A 19,504-nucleotide genomic window follows, 5' to 3' on the forward strand; every position below is an offset into this window, starting at 1 on the left:
AACGGCTTCAGACTATGCCGCACGTAGGAAGTTTGATCGTCGGTCGACTAGCCCCAACCTCCCAAAGGGACTTGACAAACCACTGCTCATAGAAGGGAGGAGGGGTGAAGCCCCGGCGCCCGGCCCTCGAGGGGCTGAATCCATGGCGGCGAACCCCGAGACTGAAAGCCCGTCGGTAAGCGACCGACTGATGGAGGAAATCTGTGAACCGGAGAACCTGAGGCAGGCCTTGAGGAGGGTAAGAGCGAACAAGGGGGCACCGGGGGTAGACGGAATGACCGTCAAAGAGTTACCGGCATACCTGAAGTCGCACTGGGCTGAGTTACGGGGGCAACTGCTACGGCTGGCTGCGCCGGCGCCTGCGCTGTTTCCTCTGGAAGCAGTGGAAGGTCAGCCCGGCCAGGTTTCGAGAACTGCGGGCCCGCGGCATTGGCCCCGACCTGAGCGCCCAAACTGTGGGGAGTTCACACGGGCCATGGCGACTAAGCTGCAGTCCCGCCCTCAACATGGCCCTGCCTAATCGGTACTTCGACGAACTGGGACTTCCATCATTAGTACGCAAACCGATTAACTAGACCGAACCGCCGTGTACGGACCCGTACGCACGGTGGTGTGGGAGGGGCCGGGCCGCGAGGCCCGCCCCTATCCCGATTTGCCGTCAGGCGCGAAGCTCGCGCGCGATGCCCTTCAGGCGAAAGTCAGTGCGCTGCGGCGATCGGACCGTTCCAGGTGCGGCACGCTGTTGAAGCTCATCAGCCGCTGCACGCCGCGGCCGATGGCGCCATCAATTTCTTGCTGCTGCCCAGGGGAAAGGAGGGTACTCGCCCCTCGCCCCGGCGATGACTAACACGGGAGAGATATAGCCGATATAGGACTTCTCCGATTTGTGCGTAGACGTTGATGCAAGTTGATAAGGCGCATCAGCGCCGTCCAACAGTTTCCGGCGTTAAGGAATGCGGCTAACTTGCGGCGCGCGGGACCATGCGTCGCACGATGCGTGGTACCTGCAGCAAGTTCGATAACGCTGACAACGGAGCGCACGCAATGGCGGATTTGGTTGAAGAACTGAGGACGTAGGGAGACGCGCTGCTCAAGGGACTGACCGGGCGGCAGGCTTACTTCCTGGAAGTGCCCGGCACCGCAAGCGCTGCCGCGCTGTCGGTGGTGTCGTTCGAGGCCGTGGAGCGGATAGGCGAGACTTATACCGTGACCATCCAGCTTACCCACCCGCTGGAACTGGATCGCGCCGACTACCTCAACAAGGACGCAACCTTCCTGATTGACGCCGGCGATGGCAGCGAGCCGCGCAAGTTCGTGGGCTGCATCACGCGCTTCTCCAAGACCCGGCAGACCCGGGATTTCAGCGGCTACGAGATCGTAGTCGAGCCGCTCGTCGCGCGATTGAAGCTCACGCGCGCCAGCCGAATTTATCAGCAGCAGACCGCCCCGCAGATCATCGAGGCGATCCTGCGCCGCCACGGCCCGAAGGGCCACCAGTTCGCCTTCAAACTGCGCCGCAAATATGCGCAGCACAGATTCCGCATGCAGTACGAGCTGTCTGATTTGGCATACATCCGACTGCTATGCGAACAGGAAGGACTCTATTTCTATTTCACCCCCGGCAAGTTTGGCGAGATGGTTGTGTTCGGCGACGACATCGACCACTACATTTACCAGCCGGAACTGCACGTACCCTACCGCGAGACGGCCGGGCTGGAATCCGGCCAGCGGTATTCTCGCTTAAGATGCACGCGAAGACCATACCGGAATCAGGCGGTCGGCAGCCATTCTTCAATGCCCTCCCGGCCTACGTTTTCGTTTTCGAAGACAGCGACGGAGACTCCAGTGCTATCTCATCCAGTACCGAGCAGGGCCACGCAATCACGTGCTTCCTGTCGCCGTTCGATGCCGTGATCGAAGCGGGCCTAAGGACTGGCCTAAGGACGGCACTCGGGCAGCCCTGCCAAGTTGCGCCAGCATCAATTCTCAACGGGAACTTATTTCGAGACGCGGATGGCGCCGGCTTCATCGCCGACATCCACCTTGGCTGGCCGGCACGTGACGGATGCCTGCTGCAAACTCCACGCGGTGCAGTCGGCAGATATGCCCGTGAGATGCACCACTGGGCGCGCGAGGCGCAAGGGTTCGAAGTGGATGCGGTAACGCTGGCGGAGTTTGCCAAGTAGCAGCAGGCCTGTTTGCCTGGCAGGAAACCAACAGAGAAATTTTGATGTGGGACTCTAGCCGCCTGACCACGGCGTTTGGGCGTGCCGCTGAAACTATCGCCTTTACGCAAGGTGATATTGCCGACTGCAATCAAATCGCCATGTTCGACCCGGAGTTCGGGCAATGGCATTTCGTGCCCATGCCTTTTCAATTTGATGGTGGCGGGCAACCCAACAGCAGTACGACATGATTTCAAGGAATGATGAACCAGCGTCATGACATTCTCAACGGCGACACCACTACGACAAACGGTACTGTCATTGCGACGTCCCGGACCGAAATGCTTAACGGTCGGGCGTTGGCGTATGAGGGCGACCCCGTCTGGTGCCCGAAATGCAAGACAACGGGCAAGATAGTCTGCGTGGGTGAGCGGCTGACCAGTCGAGGACCTGATGGCCGCGAACAGGCGTTGAGCTATGACTGGTGCCTGTGCAAGTGTGATCCGAAGCCGCGCCTGATTGCGTCGCAGAGCGAGTCCGCGAGCATTGCATAAGCCCTCCCGCACGGAACCGCAAAATCCAAGCCGAGGACTTTTCGGCGACGGTTGGCGTGAAAAGGGCGGAACAATCCCACGCCCCCCAACCACGACGCCCTTCAGGCGAACGTCAGCGCACTGCGGCGCTCGGCCCGATCCAGGTGCGGCACGTTGTTGAAGCTCAGCAGCCGCTGTACGCCGCGGCCCACGATGATCTCGCAGAAGGCGGTATTGCGGAACTGCAGGTTCATCTCGATCGCGGCCTGCGAAGGCGCGCCGAGCAGGTCCGCCGTGGCGCGGCCGATCGCGCCGCCGGAACTCACCACCAGGATGGCGTCCTCGCGCGTCGTGCCTTCGCAGGCGTGCGCCAGTGCACCGGCAATGCGCGAGCCGAAGTCTCCCCAGGTCTCGGGCATGTCGGCGAGGCCGTCCTGGGTCCACGCGTGGTAGGCCGCGCGGAAGGTGCGCCAGTAGTCGTTGTAGTCGCTGTTCTGGTGAGCGCGGTGGTCGGCGCCGCCAGTGTGGCAGCGGTACAGCGCCTCGCCGTCGTATTCGTTCAGGCCCGGATGCGTGGCGATCTCAGCCTGAGGCTGTCCCATGGCGGCGAGGATCTCGCTGGCGGTGTCCTGCTGGCGCACCAGTGAGCCGGCCACCACGTGGCGGAAGCGCACGCCGCGCTCGCTGAAGTACTCGCCGAGCCAGCGTGCCTGCTGGCGGCCGGTTGGCGACAGGCAATCGTAGTTGGCGGCGCCAAACGAGGCTTGTCCGTGCCGGACGAGGAAAAGCGTGGCCATGAGCGGTCTCGATAAACGTTGGTGCGCGTAGGTGCGCGTAGGTGCGTATAGCAAGGCCAGGCCGCGCCCGGGGGCCAGGGCGGCCTGGCAGGGCGCGGGCCCGGTGTGAAGGCATTCTAGGGATGCGCATCGCGCCAGCCAAGCAAGCGGTACGCAATTCATAGCAGCCATGGCCGGGCTGCATTACCGCAGGGTGCTGCAGTGCCGGTGACCCAGCACGCAGTGCGTATTGCGCTCAGGCTTGCGGCTCGGACGACACACCCAGGTAACCGGCCATCATCCGGCTGAGCTCCGGCACCAGCCGTTCGTCGTCGAGATGCAGCGGGCCGGAGTCATTGAGCACCGCATTGACCAGCACGCTGAAGACGGCCTGCATGGCAAAACGCACACGCAACTCGGCGGTATCGGCGGGCAGCGACAGCCGCGGCACCAGCAGCTGCACCATGCGCTCGACGATCGCCTCGCCGTTCTGGCGATGGGGCAGCCATTCCTCGGGCCGGGTCGATGCATGACGGAGCGAAGCACGGATCACGCCGCGATTGGCCAGTGTGCCCAGCACCATAAAGCGCGCGGTCTTGTCGAGCAGTACGCCGGTCGGCACGTCGTCCCAGCGCTCCTGCGCGAGGTAGCGGTCGATCGAGGCCGAGGTTTCTTCCATCACCAGCGTGCGCAGCGCCTCGAAATAGGCCATCTTGTCGCGGAAGCGCCCGTAGAAGGCGCCCACCGAGACCTGGCAGGCCGCGGCGATCTGGGCCACAGACACCGCGGCAAAGTCGCGCGTCGCAAGTAGTTCACGGCCGGCGCCCAGCAAGGCCTGCTCGGTCTCGCGCGCACGGCGCTGGCGCGGCGGCTGCAGGATCGAAGGCGTATCGATACGGGGGAAGGAGGCGGAGGCCGCGAGGCCGGTGGGGGTTGTTGACATAGGGTTTTTTCGTATTCGAATTCGGATTCGATTTTGAAAAATACCGGTGCCCGCCGCGACGCGTCAAGGCTTTTGTCGGGTGGTGGCCCGGCCAGGCGTGGGGGCTGCACAGTGGCGCCGGGGCAGGGCGGGCCTTCGGCGCCGCTTCGGCGCCATCGCGGGGAAGCCGTCTCAGAGCGCGCCGAACACCGTGCCGAGCCCGTAGGTAAAGGCCGCCGCCATGCCGCCGATCAGGATCTGGCGCGCGGCCGAGAACCAACCCGGGCGGCCGTTGAAGGAGGAAGTGCCCCAGCCCACCAGGCCGAGCCCGGCCAGGCAGGCAACGATGCTTCCGAGCTGCGCTGACGGCCCGCCCGTCACCAGGAAGGGCAGCAATGGCACCAGCGCGCCGCTGCTGTACAGCACGAACGAAATCACCGCCGCCTGCACGGGATTGCCGCCGCGTTCCTGTGGGTTGATACCCAGCACGTCGCGCGCAAAGGTGTCGAGCGCCGCCTGCGGGTCGCGCATGATCTCGTCGGCGGCGCGCACGGCATCGGCCGGCAGTACGCCCTTGGCCGTGATCACCGCCACCAGCCGCTGCCGCGCCTTGCACGCATCGTGCGCAATCTCGTGCGCCATATCGCGCAGCCGCTTGTTGTTCATCTCGCGGCTGTTGGTGACCGACAGCCATTCGCCCAGCGCCATCGAGCACGCCCCCGCCGTGAGGCCGGCCAGTCCGGCGAGGATGACCGCCTCGCGCGTGGCGGCGGCGCCCTCGAGCCCCATCACCAGGCAGAAGCTGGACACCAGTCCGTCATTGACGCCCAGCACCGCGGCGCGCAGCGCATTGCCGGAGGGGCGATGGATCAGGCGCCGCACGCGGGCGCCAAAGCTGGTTGGAGTCGGGGCGCTGGTCAGGGGCATGGTCAGTGCGGATGAGGGCGGCGTGCTGGTCGAGGTGGCGAACGGCGGCAGGATGCAAAGTCAGCCGAAGCGCGGGCCCAGATCATCCCGCATCCATTCGATAAAGGCCCGCGTGCGCGCGGGCAGCAGCCGCGCATGCGGATAGATCAGCGACAGCGGCCACGCCGGCTGCTCGAAGGCTTCCAGCACGATGCGCAGCTTGCGCGCCTGCACCAGCTCGGCCACCTGGTATGACAGGAAGTTGCCGAAGCCCGCGCCTTCGGCACACGCCGCCACGGCGGGCGCGGTCTGGTTGAATTCGAGGTTGCCCGACACCTGCACGTGAAACGGGCGGCCGTCCTCCTGGAAAGTCCACCAGTGCGCGGCATTGCCGATAAAGCGCACGCAATTGGCGTCGGCCAGTTCCTCCGGGCGGCGCGGCACGCCGTGCTTGCGCAGGTAGGCGGGCGTGGCGACGACCACGCGCCGGATGCGGCCGACGCTCTGCGCCACCAGCGTGGAATCCGCCAGCGGCCCGATGCGCACGCCCACGTCCAGGTCTTCTTCGAGCAGGTTCACCACGCGGTCGGTGAATTCCATGCGGCAGCGCACGCGCGGATAGCGCTGCACGAAGCGCGTGACGGCCGGCGCCACATACATCTGCCCGAACAGCACCGGCGCGGTCAGCGTGAGCTGGCCGCTGGGTTCCACATGGCTGGCGCTCAGGCCGGCCTCGACCTCGTCGATGGTGGCCAAGATGCGCCGGCAGCTGTCCAGGTAGCTGCGCCCCTCGCCGGTCAGCGACAGGCGCCGCGTGGTGCGGTTGAGCAGGCGCACCTGCAAGTCCGACTCCAGCGCGGCCAGCGTGCGCACCACGGCTGGCAGCGAAGTATGCAGCGTCGCGGCGGCGGCGGTGAGGCTGCCCTCGTCGACGATCCGCACAAAGGTCTGCATCGCGCGTAGCTTGTCCATGGCGCCACATTACTCCGATTTGTGGAGTAGTCAAATATCAAACGCCCCCTTTATTGCAGGGTGGCCGGCGCCCAGAATCCCCATATGCCAACCGTCGAACCCAGACTGTCGAGGAGATGCCATGCAAGCCACCAACCGCCCCGCCGCGCCGGCCACCCCGCTGGTGCTGTACCGCTCGCCGCTGTCCGGCCACGCCCATCGCGCGCAGCTGTTCCTGTCGCTGCTGGGGCTGCCGCACCGGCTGGTGGACGTCGACCTGCGCGGCGGCGAGCAGCGCGGCGAGCCGTTCCTGCGGCTCAACCCGTTCGGCCAGGTGCCGGTGCTGGACGATGATGGCGTGGTGGTGGGCGATTCCAATGCGATCCTGGTCTACCTGGCCACGCGCTATGACGACGGCCGCTGGCTGCCGCGCGACGCGGCGGGCGCGGCGCGCGTGCAGCGCTGGCTGTCGGTGGCGGCCGGCGAGATCGCCTTCGGGCCGGCGACGGCGCGCCTGGGCGTGCTGTTCGGCCGGCCGGTGGCGATGGATGACGCCATCGCGCGGGCACAACGGCTGTTCGCGGTGATGGAATCCGTGCTGGCGGCACAGCCGTTCCTGGCTGCCGACCACGCCACCATCGCCGACGTCGCCGCCTACAGCTACATCGCCCGCGCCGAAGAGGGCAACGTGCCGCTGGCGCCGTACCCCGCGCTGCATGCATGGCTGCGCCGCATCGAGGCCTTGCCCGGCTTTGTGCCGATGGTGGCGTCAAAGGTCGGGCTGGCTGCGTGAGGCCAGCCAGTCGTAGTTGCCGCTGAAGCAGCACCGAACCAGGAGCGCATCATGGACCTGCCGATCTGGCCGCATGCCGGCCTGCCTTTTCACACCGGCGAACTGGCTGCACAGGAACGCGCGGGCAAGCGCGAGCGCCTAGCGGCGGTCGCGAACCGCGTGATCCGGGGCGAGATGCCGGAGCAGCACAGGACGTTCTTTGCCCAGTTGCCCTTTCTGCTGGTCGGCGCGGTCGGCGCCGACGGGCTGCCGTGGGCGACGGTGCTGGCCGGCAAGCCGGGGTTTGCGCACACGCCTGACGCCAGGCATTTGCGCATCGACGCGCTGCCGATGCCGGGCGATCCGGCACAGTCCGCGCTGGCGCGGGGCGCGCGCATCGGCCTGCTCGGCATCGAGCTGCATACGCGGCGGCGCAACCGCATGAACGGCATCGTGGTCGAGCGCGATGAGGCGGGGCTGACGGTGGAGGTCGAGCAGAGCTTCGGCAACTGCCCGCGCTATATCCAGCTGCGCGATCTGAGCTTTGCCGAGCCGGCCACGGCTGCGGCGGCCTGGCAAGGCGACGCGCTGGACGACCAGGCCGCGGCCTGGCTGCGCGGTGCCGATACCCTGTTTATCGCGACCAGCCATACGACGTCGGAAGCCGAGGGCGCGCACACCGGCGGCGTGGATGTCTCGCACCGCGGCGGCAAGCCGGGCTTTATCCGCGTCGACGACGACGGCACGCTGACGTTTCCGGACTTCAACGGCAACAACTACTTCAATACGATCGGCAACCTGCTTGCCAATCCGCGTGCCGGGCTGGTCGTGCCGGATTTTGCCGACGGCTCGCTGCTGCATGTCGGCGGGCGTGCCGAAGTGGTCTGGGACGGCGCCGAACTGACGTCATTCGCCGGCGCCGAGCGGCTGGTGCGGCTGCATGTCGAGCGCGTGGTGCGGCGCCCGGGCGTGCTGCCGCTGCGCTGGCAGTTGCGGGAGTATTCGCCGGTGCTGGAGGATACGGGGGCCTGGCCGGCGCCGTGAGCAGCTGGGCGCGCAGGACGATCGGAGCGCGATGCCCTCGGCGGTCAGTCGCGCCCGCGGTACTTCAGGCCGGCGCAGTGGCCGACCAGGGTGCTGATGCAGCAGGCATTGCCGCGCCATTCCCCACCGATCACGATGCCGTCAGGGCCTGCCACCAGCTTGCGCTGGCAATGGCCGGGCACCGGCGTGCGTTCCATGCCGGCATCGCGCGGGCCGCTGCCCGGCGGCCGCGCGGCGGGGACGGTGTCGTTCCAGACGTAGGCCGTGCCGGACGGCATGGCCTGCACCGCTTGTGGCGGCCCCCACTGGTGTTTGGCTTCGTCGATGGAAACGCTCTTCCAGGAATCGAAGACTTCCTGCATGGCGCCGGCCTCCAGGCCAGCGCAGGCGCCCGTGGCGGCCAGCGCCCACATGGCGGTCAGGCATGCGCACAGCCGGGCGGCGCCGCGGGCTCTCTCGGCGGGACGAACTGGGTTGGCAGACATGATCACTCCGCGTCGGCGCTGCCGGCCGCAAGGGCCGGTCTGTGGAGACTACCGGAGGTGAGTGCTGCGTCGCAAGCGCGTTTTGCGCGATGGCGAACAGAGCCCAGGGCAGGGCGTCTTCAGTCGGCGAACAGGCCCAAGGCTTGCTGTCCGGCAGCGGACGGCGCCTTGCGCGCAGCCAGTCCGGGCGGGGCGCGCAGCGGGCGCGGCGCTTCGGCAGGCGCTTCGGGTGCCGTCAGTGCGAAGGCCTTCGCCACGGCCAGCGGCACCGCCTGCGGCATCCATTGCGTCATGCGGGGCGCGAGAATCTGGTACGTGTCGAGGTCGAAACGCGCGGGCGCCCCGGCCAGCGCTTGCGCTTCCTCCAGCGTGCCGGCGCAGCCGAGGTAGCACCAGTCCTCGGCCACATGCCACCACGTGCGCTCGCCGTGCTGCTCGCGCCAGGCGACCGGGCCATCGAAGGGCCAGCGCATCAGCGCGATCGGGGCCAGCGCGGCGGCCAGCCGTGCGCGGTGCCCGGCCAGGGGTTCGGCGCCGATGCAGGCGCCGGCGCAGCGGTGGACCTGGCGGGCAAAGCAGGGGCTGCCTCGGCGCGTGGTTTTCTCCAGCGACAGCGTGGCCATGCACAGGCCATGCTCTTCCGCCAGCGCGCGCAAACGCGCCTCGGCCGCCCCGCGGCTGCCGAACACGCCAAACAGGTCGTGATGGCGGCAGAAGTCGGTGTCGCGGTCCGAGCGCAGACGCGGCACGGGCAGTTGTTGCGGCAATTCCCAGGCGTAGAGCCGGGCATTGCGGCGCAGCAGCTGGTTGTGCACGGGCTGCAGGCTTTTGACCAGTTGGGCTTCGAGCAGCAGCGCGCCGGTCTCGCCACCGGTTTCGCGCCATTCGACGCGGCGTACCAGCCGGGCCAGGCGCATGTCCTTGCCGTATCGATAGTCGCCTGAGAAATGGGCGCCGATCCGCTGCCGCAGATGCACGCTCTTGCCGACATAGAGCGGCACGTCCTGGTCGCCATAGAAGAGGTAGACGCCGGGCGTGGCGGGCACGTCCTCAAGCGCGGTTTCGTCCAGGCCGGCCGGCAGGCTGGCGCGGCGCACCAGCGTGCGCACCGCGGATTCCACCAGCTCGACCGAATAGGTGGCGTGGATCTTCTGCCAGAACTGCCATAGCAGCTCGGCATCGGCCAGCGCGCGGTGGCGGCCCTTGGGCGTCAGGCCGAAGCGGGCGATCAGCGCGTCGAGGCCGTGGCGCTCCACGGACGGGAACAGCGAGCGGGACAGCCGTACCGTACACAGCACATCGGCGCGGAAGGTGACCCCGGCGCGACGGAACGCGTTCTTCAGGAAGCCGTAGTCGAAGCGCGCGTTGTGCGCGACGAACAGCCGCCCTTGCAGGCGCTCGGCCAGCGATTCGGCGAGTGATTCGAAGGTGGGTTGTCCCAGCACCATCTCGTCGGTGATACCGGTCATGCGCTGGATAAACGGCGGGATCGACATCCCGGGGTCGAGCAGGGTGTCCCATTCGATGATGCCGTCCGGGCCAACTTCGACTACCCCGATTTCAGTGATGCGGTCGCGCTGCGCGTCGGCGCCGGTGGTCTCCAGGTCGACAAAGACAATAGGACGCGACAGCGCAGCGGCTAGCGCCTGGGCGTCGGGAAAGCGTGCGCCGTCGGCTGGCAGGTGCGACGGCAGATAGGTGGGCATGTCCGGCATCCGCTGATTTTACGGGGCCTGCAATGGCGGCACGAAGAAGTTTTCAGAAACCGCTTGCCAACCTCGCTGGCCTCCCTTAATATTCGCCCCCTCGCAACACAACGCGGCGCTGCAAAGCAGACGCAGCAAGGGTTGCGGGGTTGACCGGGAGGTCAGCGCAGCGAGGTTTGCAGCGCTGACCGCAGCAGAAAAAGATTGCTGAAGCGGTTGACGAAACGAAGAAAGCTCTGCATAATCGCTTTCTCTGCTGCTGACGCAGCGACGCTAACGGCAAAGCCGGAGGCGCGGTCGAAAGACCAGGTTCTTTAACAACCAAACAACCGATAAGTGTGGGCGCTGGGTAGCGGACGCCGCTGTCTTCGGACAGTGATGCTTCAAAAGTTATCAGTGCTCGCACAGCAAAACGTGACTGGGTCTTCGGATCTGGTCAGTCAGTTTTCTGAGAGTGAGCGACCGCTCGAAAGAGCGAGGGCCCGCGAGGGTCCACACAGAGATTGAACTGAAGAGTTTGATCCTGGCTCAGATTGAACGCTGGCGGCATGCCTTACACATGCAAGTCGAACGGCAGCACGGGCTTCGGCCTGGTGGCGAGTGGCGAACGGGTGAGTAATACATCGGAACGTGCCCTGTAGTGGGGGATAACTAGTCGAAAGATTAGCTAATACCGCATACGACCTGAGGGTGAAAGCGGGGGACCGTAAGGCCTCGCGCTACAGGAGCGGCCGATGTCTGATTAGCTAGTTGGTGGGGTAAGAGCCTACCAAGGCGACGATCAGTAGCTGGTCTGAGAGGACGATCAGCCACACTGGGACTGAGACACGGCCCAGACTCCTACGGGAGGCAGCAGTGGGGAATTTTGGACAATGGGGGCAACCCTGATCCAGCAATGCCGCGTGTGTGAAGAAGGCCTTCGGGTTGTAAAGCACTTTTGTCCGGAAAGAAATGGCCTGGGTGAATACCCCGGGTCGATGACGGTACCGGAAGAATAAGCACCGGCTAACTACGTGCCAGCAGCCGCGGTAATACGTAGGGTGCGAGCGTTAATCGGAATTACTGGGCGTAAAGCGTGCGCAGGCGGTTTTGTAAGACAGGCGTGAAATCCCCGAGCTTAACTTGGGAATGGCGCTTGTGACTGCAAGGCTAGAGTATGTCAGAGGGGGGTAGAATTCCACGTGTAGCAGTGAAATGCGTAGAGATGTGGAGGAATACCGATGGCGAAGGCAGCCCCCTGGGACGTCACTGACGCTCATGCACGAAAGCGTGGGGAGCAAACAGGATTAGATACCCTGGTAGTCCACGCCCTAAACGATGTCAACTAGTTGTTGGGGATTCATTTCTTCAGTAACGTAGCTAACGCGTGAAGTTGACCGCCTGGGGAGTACGGTCGCAAGATTAAAACTCAAAGGAATTGACGGGGACCCGCACAAGCGGTGGATGATGTGGATTAATTCGATGCAACGCGAAAAACCTTACCTACCCTTGACATGCCACTAACGAAGCAGAGATGCATTAGGTGCCCGAAAGGGAAAGTGGACACAGGTGCTGCATGGCTGTCGTCAGCTCGTGTCGTGAGATGTTGGGTTAAGTCCCGCAACGAGCGCAACCCTTGTCTCTAGTTGCTACGCAAGAGCACTCTAGAGAGACTGCCGGTGACAAACCGGAGGAAGGTGGGGATGACGTCAAGTCCTCATGGCCCTTATGGGTAGGGCTTCACACGTCATACAATGGTGCGTACAGAGGGTTGCCAACCCGCGAGGGGGAGCTAATCCCAGAAAACGCATCGTAGTCCGGATCGTAGTCTGCAACTCGACTACGTGAAGCTGGAATCGCTAGTAATCGCGGATCAGCATGCCGCGGTGAATACGTTCCCGGGTCTTGTACACACCGCCCGTCACACCATGGGAGTGGGTTTTGCCAGAAGTAGTTAGCCTAACCGCAAGGAGGGCGATTACCACGGCAGGGTTCATGACTGGGGTGAAGTCGTAACAAGGTAGCCGTATCGGAAGGTGCGGCTGGATCACCTCCTTTCTAGAGGCTTGTGTCTCAAGCCTAGCGTTCACACTTATCGGTTTGTTTGCTGTTACAGCCAAGGGTCTGTAGCTCAGGTGGTTAGAGCACCGTCTTGATAAGGCGGGGGTCGTAGGTTCAAGTCCTACCAGACCCACCAAGTTATCCGTACGGGGGATTAGCTCAGCTGGGAGAGCACCTGCTTTGCAAGCAGGGGGTCGTCGGTTCGATCCCGTCATCCTCCACCATCACCTGGTACCTTGGATTGGTTGTCAAATGAAAGCGCATCGCGACGATGAGGTTGCGAGTGTTTTCATTTGGCATTGCCAAGCGATCGAATGATCGGCTGTTCTTTAAAAATATGGGATGTAGTAAAGGTGTCGTGAAGCCTTGATGAGAGGCTGCAGTACAAAACACGATACCGGGTTGTGATTGTATCAACCAAAATGTATTTAAGTGATCGAAAGATGACTTGGAATACGGCACAAATGCGAGAACTCATCCTGTAGCGACTTGTTTCGAGCGATCGAGACACACTCGTTATAGGGTCAAGCGAACAAGTGCATGTGGTGGATGCCTTGGCGATCACAGGCGATGAAGGACGCGGTAGCCTGCGAAAAGCTTCGGGGAGCTGGCAAACAAGCTTTGATCCGGAGATGTCCGAATGGGGAAACCCGGCCCGTATGGGTCATCCCACACTGAATTCATAGGTGTGGGAAGCGAACGCGGCGAACTGAAACATCTAAGTAGCTGCAGGAACAGAAATCAACCGAGATTCCCAAAGTAGTGGCGAACGAAATGGGAAGAGCCTTGTACTCTTTAGCAGTGGTGTTAGCAGAACGGGATGGAAAGCCCGGCCATAGCAGGTGATAGCCCTGTATGCGAAAACACGATTGTGGAACTAGGTGTACGACAAGTAGGGCGGGACACGTGAAATCCTGTCTGAAGATGGGGGGACCATCCTCCAAGGCTAAATACTCGTGATCGACCGATAGTGAACCAGTACCGTGAGGGAAAGGCGAAAAGAACCCCGGGAGGGGAGTGAAATAGATCCTGAAACCGCATGCATACAAACAGTCGGAGCCTGGCAACGGGTGACGGCGTACCTTTTGTATAATGGGTCAGCGACTTACATTCAGTGGCAAGCTTAACCGATTAGGGCAGGCGTAGCGAAAGCGAGTCCGAACAGGGCGTTGAGTCGCTGGGTGTAGACCCGAAACCAGATGATCTATCCATGGCCAGGTTGAAGGTGCGGTAACACGTACTGGAGGACCGAACCCACTAACGTTGAAAAGTTAGGGGATGAGCTGTGGATAGGGGTGAAAGGCTAAACAAATCTGGAAATAGCTGGTTCTCTCCGAAAACTATTTAGGTAGTGCCTCGTGTCTCACCTTCGGGGGTAGAGCACTGTCATGGTTGGGGGGTCTATTGCTGATTACCCCGCCATAGCAAACTCCGAATACCGAAGAGTGCAATCACGGGAGACAGACATCGGGTGCTAACGTCCGGTGTCAAGAGGGAAACAACCCAGACCGCCAGCTAAGGTCCCCAAATATGGCTAAGTGGGAAACGAAGTGGGAAGGCTAAAACAGTCAGGAGGTTGGCTTAGAAGCAGCCACCCTTTAAAGAAAGCGTAATAGCTCACTGATCGAGTCGTCCTGCGCGGAAGATGTAACGGGGCTAAGCCATATACCGAAGCTGCGGACGCGCGCAAGCGCGTGGTAGGAGAGCGTTCTGTAAGCCTGTGAAGGTGTCTTGTAAAGGATGCTGGAGGTATCAGAAGTGCGAATGCTGACATGAGTAGCGATAAAGGGGGTGAAAGGCCCCCTCGCCGTAAGCCCAAGGTTTCCTACGCAACGTTCATCGGCGTAGGGTGAGTCGGCCCCTAAGGCGAGGCAGAGATGCGTAGCTGATGGGAAGCAGGTTAATATTCCTGCACCGTCGTATGATGCGATGGGGGGACGGATCGCGGAAGGTTGTCCGGGTGTTGGAAGTCCCGGTCCCTGCATTGGAGAAGGCGCTTAGGCAAATCCGGGCGCGGAATTCAAGGATGTGGGGCGAGCGGCCTAGTGCTGCGAAGCAATTGGAAGTGGTTCCAAGAAAAGCCTCTAAGCTTCAGTCATACGAGACCGTACCGCAAACCGACACAGGTGGGCGAGATGAGTATTCTAAGGCGCTTGAGAGAACTCGGGAGAAGGAACTCGGCAAATTGGTACCGTAACTTCGGGATAAGGTACGCCCTGGTAGCTTGACTGGCCTGCGCCAGAAGGGTGACGGGGTTGCAATAAAATGGTGGCTGCGACTGTTTAATAAAAACACAGCACTCTGCAAACACGAAAGTGGACGTATAGGGTGTGACGCCTGCCCGGTGCCGGAAGATTAAATGATGGGGTGCAAGCTCTTGATTGAAGTCCCGGTAAACGGCGGCCGTAACTATAACGGTCCTAAGGTAGCGAAATTCCTTGTCGGGTAAGTTCCGACCTGCACGAATGGCGTAACGATGGCCACACTGTCTCCTCCCGAGACTCAGCGAAGTTGAAGTGTTTGTGATGATGCAATCTCCCCGCGGCTAGACGGAAAGACCCCATGAACCTTTACTGTAGCTTTGCATTGGACTTTGAACCGATCTGTGTAGGATAGGTGGGAGGCTTTGAAGCGTGGACGCTAGTCTACGTGGAGCCGTCCTTGAAATACCACCCTGGTTTGTTTGAGGTTCTAACCTTGACCCGTGAATCCGGGTCGGGGACAGTGCATGGTAGGCAGTTTGACTGGGGCGGTCTCCTCCCAAAGTGTAACGGAGGAGTTCGAAGGTACGCTTGGTACGGTCGGACATCGTACCTAAAGTGCAATGGCAAAAGCGTGCTTAACTGCGAGACCGACAAGTCGAGCAGGTGCGAAAGCAGGACATAGTGATCCGGTGGTTCTGAATGGAAGGGCCATCGCTCAACGGATAAAAGGTACTCTGGGGATAACAGGCTGATACCGCCCAAGAGTTCATATCGACGGCGGTGTTTGGCACCTCGATGTCGGCTCATCTCATCCTGGGGCTGTAGCCGGTCCCAAGGGTATGGCTGTTCGCCATTTAAAGAGGTACGTGAGCTGGGTTTAAAACGTCGTGAGACAGTTTGGTCCCTATCTGCCGTGGGCGTTGGAATCTTGACGGGGGCTGCTCCTAGTACGAGAGGACCGGAGTGGACGTACCGCTGGTGTACCTGTTGTCTCGCCAGAGGCATCGCAGGGTAGCTATGTACGGAAGAGATAACCGCTGAAAGCATCTAAGCGGGAAACTCGCCTGAAGATGAGGATTCCCTGGAGGCTTGACCTCCTTGAAGGGTCGTTCGAGACCAGGACGTTGATAGGCTGGGTGTGGAAGCGCAGTAATGCGTTAAGCTAACCAGTACTAATTGCCCGTAAGGCTTGATCCTATAACCAGTGTGTTTTACCTGGTGTGTGTGATCGTGTCTGTGCCAGATACGCACAACCCCCAACTACATCCCTATTCGTGACGCTGGCTTCAACCCCAGCGCCACAACCCCTTATGCCTGGTGACCATAGCGAGTTGGAACCACCCCTTCCCATCCCGAACAGGTCCGTGAAACGACTCCGCGCCGATGATAGTGCGGATTACCCGTGTGAAAGTAGGTCATCGCCAGGCTCTTATCCCGCAGAACCCCAGCCCTAACAGGCTGGGGTTTTTGCCTTTTGGAACGCGGAATTCAACGCCGGCGCGCTCTCCAACAGCACGCAAGTTGTTCAAATTCCAGCGTCCAGCTTAGTCCGACCGAATCTTCATCGAATTCAGCAGTGGGTTGCCGTGGCCAGCGGCGCCGCCACGCGATAGGTGCTCTGCACGAAGCCGCTTTCGTAAGTCGTGGTGCGCAGGTGCGCCAGCCGGATATCGTGCCCGGCATTGCCGAACAGCGGAATGCCGTTGCCGATCAGCATCGGGATACGCGTGATGGTCAGCCTATCGATCAGCCCTTCAGCCAGGAACGACTGGATCAGCTTGCCCCCGTCGACATAGACGCTCTTGGCGCCGGCCGCGGCCAGCGCTGCCGCGGCGTCGTGCACGGTGCCGTGCTGCAGGCTGAACTGACCGGCAAGCGCGGGCGGGATGGCGGCATCATCGAGCGTGTTGCTCATCACCACGACACGCTTGCCGGCGTAAGGCCACGGATCGAAGCTCAGTACCTTCTCGTAGGTGTGCCGGCCCAGCAGCAGTGTGTCGATCGACTGCATGTAGGCGGCATAGCCGTGATCGTCGGTGGAGGTGGTGGCCGTGAGTAGCCAGTCCAGTTCGCCGTCCGTGCGGGCGATGAAGCCGTCGAGGCTGGCGGCGATAAAGACGGAAAAACGCAGGTTCGGTGAAGTGGTCACGGGGCGCTCCGGGGCGGTGCGGTCCGGCCGGGCCATTGACTGGCCCGCCGGTTCCGGCCGCTATGCTACCCCGAAGCGCTCAACCAGCGCTCAGGCAGTTTCCGCCACGCGCACTTCCACCAGCAGCTTCTTCAGCTCCGGCACGCACGAGCCGCAATTGCCGCCGGCCTTGACGCAGGCGGTGATCTCGGCCGGCGTCTTCAGGTCGTGCTTGCGCACCGCATCGCAGATGGTGTTGCGGCCCACGCCGAAGCACGAGCACACCGTCGGGCCGGTATCGGCGCCTTTTTCCATTGGCTGGCCGAGCAGCAGGCCGATGCGGTCGGTATCCTCGAGCCGGTCGCGGCCGAACAGGCCGGCGAGCCATGCGCGCGACGGCAACTCGGGCCGCGAGGAGACGTAGACGCAGGCTTCGAGCCGGTCGTTGACGACGTAGCCGGCATGGTAGACGCCCGCGGTGCGGTCTTCGTACTCGAGCCAATCGGCGTCCGGATCGGTCACGCCGAGCAGCGCGCGCGCCCAGGTGGCGCGGTCAGCGATGGCTTCGCGGCCGGCGAATTCGTAGCGCTGGAACTGGCGGCCTTGCACGCGCGTCCAGTAGGTCAGCGCCTCCGCCGGCAGCTCGCTCCGGCTCAGCACGAAGCCGTGCCAGTTCACGCCGAACGGCTCCACGCGCACCGGCGTGTGCTTGAACTCGGGCTCGCCCGATACGGGATCGACCGCGGGGTTGACTAGCGCACCGACGCGCGCATCCGAGCTGAACTGGCCATTCCAGTGGATCGGCACGAACACGCTGCCGCGCGGGATGCCGCCGCCATGGTGTACGCGCGCCACCATCGCGCCCCAGCGCGTGCTGACACGCGCCAGCTTGCCTTCACCCACGCCGCACAGCAGCGCATCCTGCGGGTGCATGTCGACGAAGGGCTCGGGCAGGTGGTCGGCCAGCCGCGCCGACTTGCCGGTGCGCGTCATGGTGTGCCACTGGTCGCGCACGCGGCCAGTGTTGAGGATCAGTGGGAAATCGTCGTCCGGCGCATGGGCCGGCGCGCGCGGCGGCGTCGCGACAAAGCGGGCCAGGCCGTCGGCGTGGGCGTAGCGGCCGTCGCGGAACAGGCGGCGGGAATCGGACGTGGCATTGGCGGGCACGGGCCATTGCACCGGCTCCAGCGTGTCGTAGTGCTCCTTGTCCATGCCGGCGAGCCCGCCGATATCGAACACGCGCGGCGCATCGTCGTTGCGCCAGGCGCTCAGGCGCGCGTGTTCGTCGAAGATTTCATGCACGCCTGCATAGTCGAAGCCGCTGAAACCCATCCGGCTCGCCACGTCGCACAGGATGCGCCAGTCGGCGCGCGCCTCGCCCGGCGCCGCCAGGAAGGCGCGCTGGCGCGAGATGCGACGTTCAGAGTTGGTAACAGTACCGTCTTTCTCGCCCCAGCCCAGCGCAGGCAGCAGCACGTGCGCGCCGGCATTGGTGTCGGTGCGCTCGATGATGTCGCTGGCGACCACCAGTTCGCACTTTGCGAGCGCGCGGCGCACCTGGTCGGCATCGGGCAGGCTCACCACCGGGTTGGTGGCGATCACCCATACCGCCTTGACGCGGCCGGCTTCGATGGCTTCGAACAGTTCCACCGCCTTCAGGCCCGGACGGTCGGCGACGACCGGCGACTGCCAGAAGCTCTGCACGACCTCGCGGTGCAGCGGGTTGGCCAGCTCCATGTGCGCGGCCAGCATATTGGCCAGGCCGCCGACCTCGCGCCCGCCCATCGCATTGGGCTGCCCGGTCAGCGAGAACGGGCCCATGCCGGGCTCGCCGATGCGGCCGGTCAGCAGGTGGCAGTTGATGATGCTGTTGACCTTGTCGGTGCCCGACGACGACTGGTTGACGCCTTGCGAGAAGGCCGTCACGACCTTATTCGTATCCGCGAACAGCTGATAGAAGGCCAGCACGTCCTGCACGTTGAGCTTGCAGGCGCGCGCCACGGCAGCCGGATCGGCGCAGGCGGCATCCGCGGTCTGCAGGGCCTCGTCCAGACCCGCGGTGCTCGCGGCGACGAAGGCTGCATTGCTGTGGCCTTCGCGCGCCAGGTAGCTCAGCAGCCCGTTGAACAGCCACACGTCGGTGCCCGGGCGGATTGCCAGGTGCAGGTCGGCCAGTTCGCAGGTGGCAGTGCGGCGCGGGTCAATCGCCACGATCTTAATCTCGGGGCGCGCTTCCTTGGCCTTGGACAGGCGCTGGAACAGGATCGGGTGGCACCACGCGGTGTTGGAGCCCACCAATACCACCAGGTCGGCCAGTTCCAGGTCTTCATAGTTGCCCGGCACCAGGTCTTCGCCGAATGCGCGCTTGTGGCCGGCCACGGCCGACGACATGCACAGCCGCGAGTTGGTGTCGATATTGGCGCTGCCGATGAAACCCTTCATCAGCTTGTTGGCGACGTAGTAGTCCTCGGTCAGCAACTGGCCCGAGACATAGAGCGCCACCGAATCCGGGCCGTGGCGACGGATGATGTCGGAGAAGCCTTGTGCCACGGTGTCGAGCGCACGGTCCCACGACACTTGCTGCAGGCTGCCGTCCGCGTCGCGCAGCTTGGGGTGGAGCAGGCGGCCTTCGAGGTCCACCGTCTCGCCCAGCGCCGAGCCTTTGACGCACAGCCGGCCGTAGTTGGACGGGTGCTGCGCGTCGCCCGCGATCTCGACCTGGCCGTCGGCACGCACGGTGGCGTGCACGCCGCAGCCGACGCCGCAATACGGGCAGGTGGTGGCGGTGGTGATGGTCGGGGTAGCCGAAACGACCGGGATGTCGGACAGGTTCACGCGTTCTCCGTGCGGGGGCGTTGTATGGCTTACGGTG

Annotated in this window: 13 protein-coding genes, 2 tRNA genes, 3 rRNA genes and 1 pseudogene; 10 read left to right on the top strand and 9 right to left on the bottom strand. The window is 63.4% G+C overall.

Annotated elements, in window-relative coordinates; genetic code table 11:
- Positions 1 to 687 precede the first annotated feature (687 nt).
- Positions 688 to 777, bottom strand: a pseudogene (locus tag K307_RS50595) (histidine phosphatase family protein); the annotation flags it as partial.
- 351 nt (positions 778 to 1,128) lie between these two features.
- Here K307_RS50595 and K307_RS44360 point away from each other — a divergent pair.
- The 3 genes from K307_RS44360 (at position 1,129) to K307_RS09910 (ending at position 2,719) form a co-directional block, all read left to right on the top strand.
- The gene (locus K307_RS44360; RefSeq protein WP_051974795.1) at positions 1,129 to 1,914 is read left to right on the top strand and encodes a phage late control D family protein; all 786 of its coding nucleotides are present in this window, start codon (positions 1,129 to 1,131) and stop codon (positions 1,912 to 1,914) included.
- A 316-nt stretch (positions 1,915 to 2,230) separates the two neighbouring features.
- Positions 2,231 to 2,416: a hypothetical protein gene (locus K307_RS44365; RefSeq protein WP_051974796.1), complete on the top strand. Its 186-nt coding sequence runs from the start codon at positions 2,231 to 2,233 to the stop codon at positions 2,414 to 2,416.
- A gap of 12 nt (positions 2,417 to 2,428) precedes the next feature.
- On the top strand, positions 2,429 to 2,719 hold the full coding sequence (locus tag K307_RS09910; RefSeq protein ID WP_042881738.1) for a PAAR domain-containing protein: 291 nt from the start codon (positions 2,429 to 2,431) through the stop codon (positions 2,717 to 2,719).
- A gap of 101 nt (positions 2,720 to 2,820) precedes the next feature.
- Here K307_RS09910 and K307_RS09915 read toward each other — a convergent pair whose 3' ends face one another.
- The 4 genes from K307_RS09915 to K307_RS09930 form a co-directional block, all read right to left on the bottom strand.
- Positions 2,821 to 3,495 carry a histidine phosphatase family protein gene (locus K307_RS09915; protein ID WP_042877875.1) on the bottom strand — a complete coding sequence of 225 codons (675 nt, stop codon included), beginning with the start codon at positions 3,493 to 3,495 and terminating at the stop codon, positions 2,821 to 2,823.
- 235 nt (positions 3,496 to 3,730) lie between these two features.
- Entirely contained in the window at positions 3,731 to 4,417 is a 687-nt protein-coding gene (locus tag K307_RS09920; RefSeq protein WP_042877876.1) for a TetR/AcrR family transcriptional regulator, read from the bottom strand.
- Positions 4,418 to 4,588: 171 nt separating this feature from the next.
- Positions 4,589 to 5,323: a VIT1/CCC1 transporter family protein gene (locus tag K307_RS09925; protein WP_042877878.1), complete on the bottom strand. Its 735-nt coding sequence runs from the start codon at positions 5,321 to 5,323 to the stop codon at positions 4,589 to 4,591.
- A 60-nt stretch (positions 5,324 to 5,383) separates the two neighbouring features.
- The gene (locus tag K307_RS09930) at positions 5,384 to 6,274 is read right to left on the bottom strand and encodes a LysR family transcriptional regulator (RefSeq protein ID WP_042877880.1); all 891 of its coding nucleotides are present in this window, start codon (positions 6,272 to 6,274) and stop codon (positions 5,384 to 5,386) included.
- 121 nt (positions 6,275 to 6,395) lie between these two features.
- Between K307_RS09930 and K307_RS09935 the strand changes: the two genes are divergently transcribed.
- Positions 6,396 to 7,046 (top strand): glutathione S-transferase family protein, encoded by a 651-nt coding sequence (locus tag K307_RS09935; protein ID WP_042877882.1) that lies wholly within the window; start codon positions 6,396 to 6,398, stop codon positions 7,044 to 7,046.
- Positions 7,047 to 7,097: 51 nt separating this feature from the next.
- Positions 7,098 to 8,069: a pyridoxamine 5'-phosphate oxidase family protein gene (locus K307_RS09940; RefSeq protein ID WP_042877884.1), complete on the top strand. Its 972-nt coding sequence runs from the start codon at positions 7,098 to 7,100 to the stop codon at positions 8,067 to 8,069.
- A 44-nt stretch (positions 8,070 to 8,113) separates the two neighbouring features.
- Here K307_RS09940 and K307_RS09945 read toward each other — a convergent pair whose 3' ends face one another.
- Complete coding sequence (locus K307_RS09945; RefSeq protein WP_042877886.1) at positions 8,114 to 8,554, bottom strand: hypothetical protein; 441 nt, start codon at positions 8,552 to 8,554, stop codon at positions 8,114 to 8,116.
- Between the two features lie 119 nt (positions 8,555 to 8,673).
- Entirely contained in the window at positions 8,674 to 10,269 is a 1,596-nt protein-coding gene (locus K307_RS09950) for a 3'-5' exonuclease family protein (RefSeq protein WP_042877888.1), read from the bottom strand.
- Between the two features lie 496 nt (positions 10,270 to 10,765).
- Here K307_RS09950 and K307_RS09955 point away from each other — a divergent pair.
- The 5 genes from K307_RS09955 to rrf all read left to right on the top strand — a co-directional run bounded on the left by K307_RS09955 (position 10,766) and on the right by rrf (position 15,931).
- Positions 10,766 to 12,297, top strand: a 16S ribosomal RNA gene (locus K307_RS09955).
- 62 nt (positions 12,298 to 12,359) lie between these two features.
- A tRNA-Ile gene (locus K307_RS09960) sits at positions 12,360 to 12,436 on the top strand.
- A gap of 12 nt (positions 12,437 to 12,448) precedes the next feature.
- A tRNA-Ala gene (locus K307_RS09965) sits at positions 12,449 to 12,524 on the top strand.
- A 298-nt stretch (positions 12,525 to 12,822) separates the two neighbouring features.
- Positions 12,823 to 15,701: ribosomal RNA gene (locus K307_RS09970) — 23S ribosomal RNA — on the top strand.
- Between the two features lie 116 nt (positions 15,702 to 15,817).
- Positions 15,818 to 15,931: ribosomal RNA gene (gene rrf, locus K307_RS09975) — 5S ribosomal RNA — on the top strand.
- The 16S, 23S and 5S rRNA genes sit together here with 2 tRNA genes alongside, the layout of an rRNA operon.
- Before the next feature lie 143 nt (positions 15,932 to 16,074).
- On the opposite strand, the gene K307_RS09980 is transcribed toward rrf, so the two are convergent.
- Both K307_RS09980 and K307_RS09985 read right to left on the bottom strand, forming a co-directional pair.
- Positions 16,075 to 16,653 (bottom strand): dihydrofolate reductase family protein, encoded by a 579-nt coding sequence (locus K307_RS09980; RefSeq protein WP_230625619.1) that lies wholly within the window; start codon positions 16,651 to 16,653, stop codon positions 16,075 to 16,077.
- A gap of 90 nt (positions 16,654 to 16,743) precedes the next feature.
- The gene (locus K307_RS09985; protein WP_042877890.1) at positions 16,744 to 19,467 is read right to left on the bottom strand and encodes a nitrate reductase; all 2,724 of its coding nucleotides are present in this window, start codon (positions 19,465 to 19,467) and stop codon (positions 16,744 to 16,746) included.
- Between the last annotated feature and the right edge of the window lie 37 nt (positions 19,468 to 19,504).

This window comes from Cupriavidus necator A5-1 (genome assembly GCF_000744095.1).
Classification (GTDB): domain Bacteria; phylum Pseudomonadota; class Gammaproteobacteria; order Burkholderiales; family Burkholderiaceae; genus Cupriavidus; species Cupriavidus necator_A.

What these genes read in the sequence shown, in the direction of transcription:
- K307_RS44365 (WP_051974796.1), top strand. Translation starts at nt 2,231, where the DNA reads ATGTGGGACTCTAGCCGCCTGACCACGGCGTTTGGGCGTGCCGCTGAA.
- K307_RS09910 (WP_042881738.1), top strand. Translation starts at nt 2,429, where the DNA reads ATGAACCAGCGTCATGACATTCTCAACGGCGACACCACTACGACAAAC.
- K307_RS09915 (WP_042877875.1), bottom strand. Translation starts at nt 3,495, where the DNA reads ATGGCCACGCTTTTCCTCGTCCGGCACGGACAAGCCTCGTTTGGCGCC.
- K307_RS09920 (WP_042877876.1), bottom strand. Translation starts at nt 4,417, where the DNA reads ATGTCAACAACCCCCACCGGCCTCGCGGCCTCCGCCTCCTTCCCCCGT.
- K307_RS09925 (WP_042877878.1), bottom strand. Translation starts at nt 5,323, where the DNA reads ATGCCCCTGACCAGCGCCCCGACTCCAACCAGCTTTGGCGCCCGCGTG.
- K307_RS09930 (WP_042877880.1), bottom strand. Translation starts at nt 6,274, where the DNA reads ATGGACAAGCTACGCGCGATGCAGACCTTTGTGCGGATCGTCGACGAG.
- K307_RS09935 (WP_042877882.1), top strand. Translation starts at nt 6,396, where the DNA reads ATGCAAGCCACCAACCGCCCCGCCGCGCCGGCCACCCCGCTGGTGCTG.
- K307_RS09940 (WP_042877884.1), top strand. Translation starts at nt 7,098, where the DNA reads ATGGACCTGCCGATCTGGCCGCATGCCGGCCTGCCTTTTCACACCGGC.
- K307_RS09945 (WP_042877886.1), bottom strand. Translation starts at nt 8,554, where the DNA reads ATGTCTGCCAACCCAGTTCGTCCCGCCGAGAGAGCCCGCGGCGCCGCC.
- K307_RS09950 (WP_042877888.1), bottom strand. Translation starts at nt 10,269, where the DNA reads ATGCCGGACATGCCCACCTATCTGCCGTCGCACCTGCCAGCCGACGGC.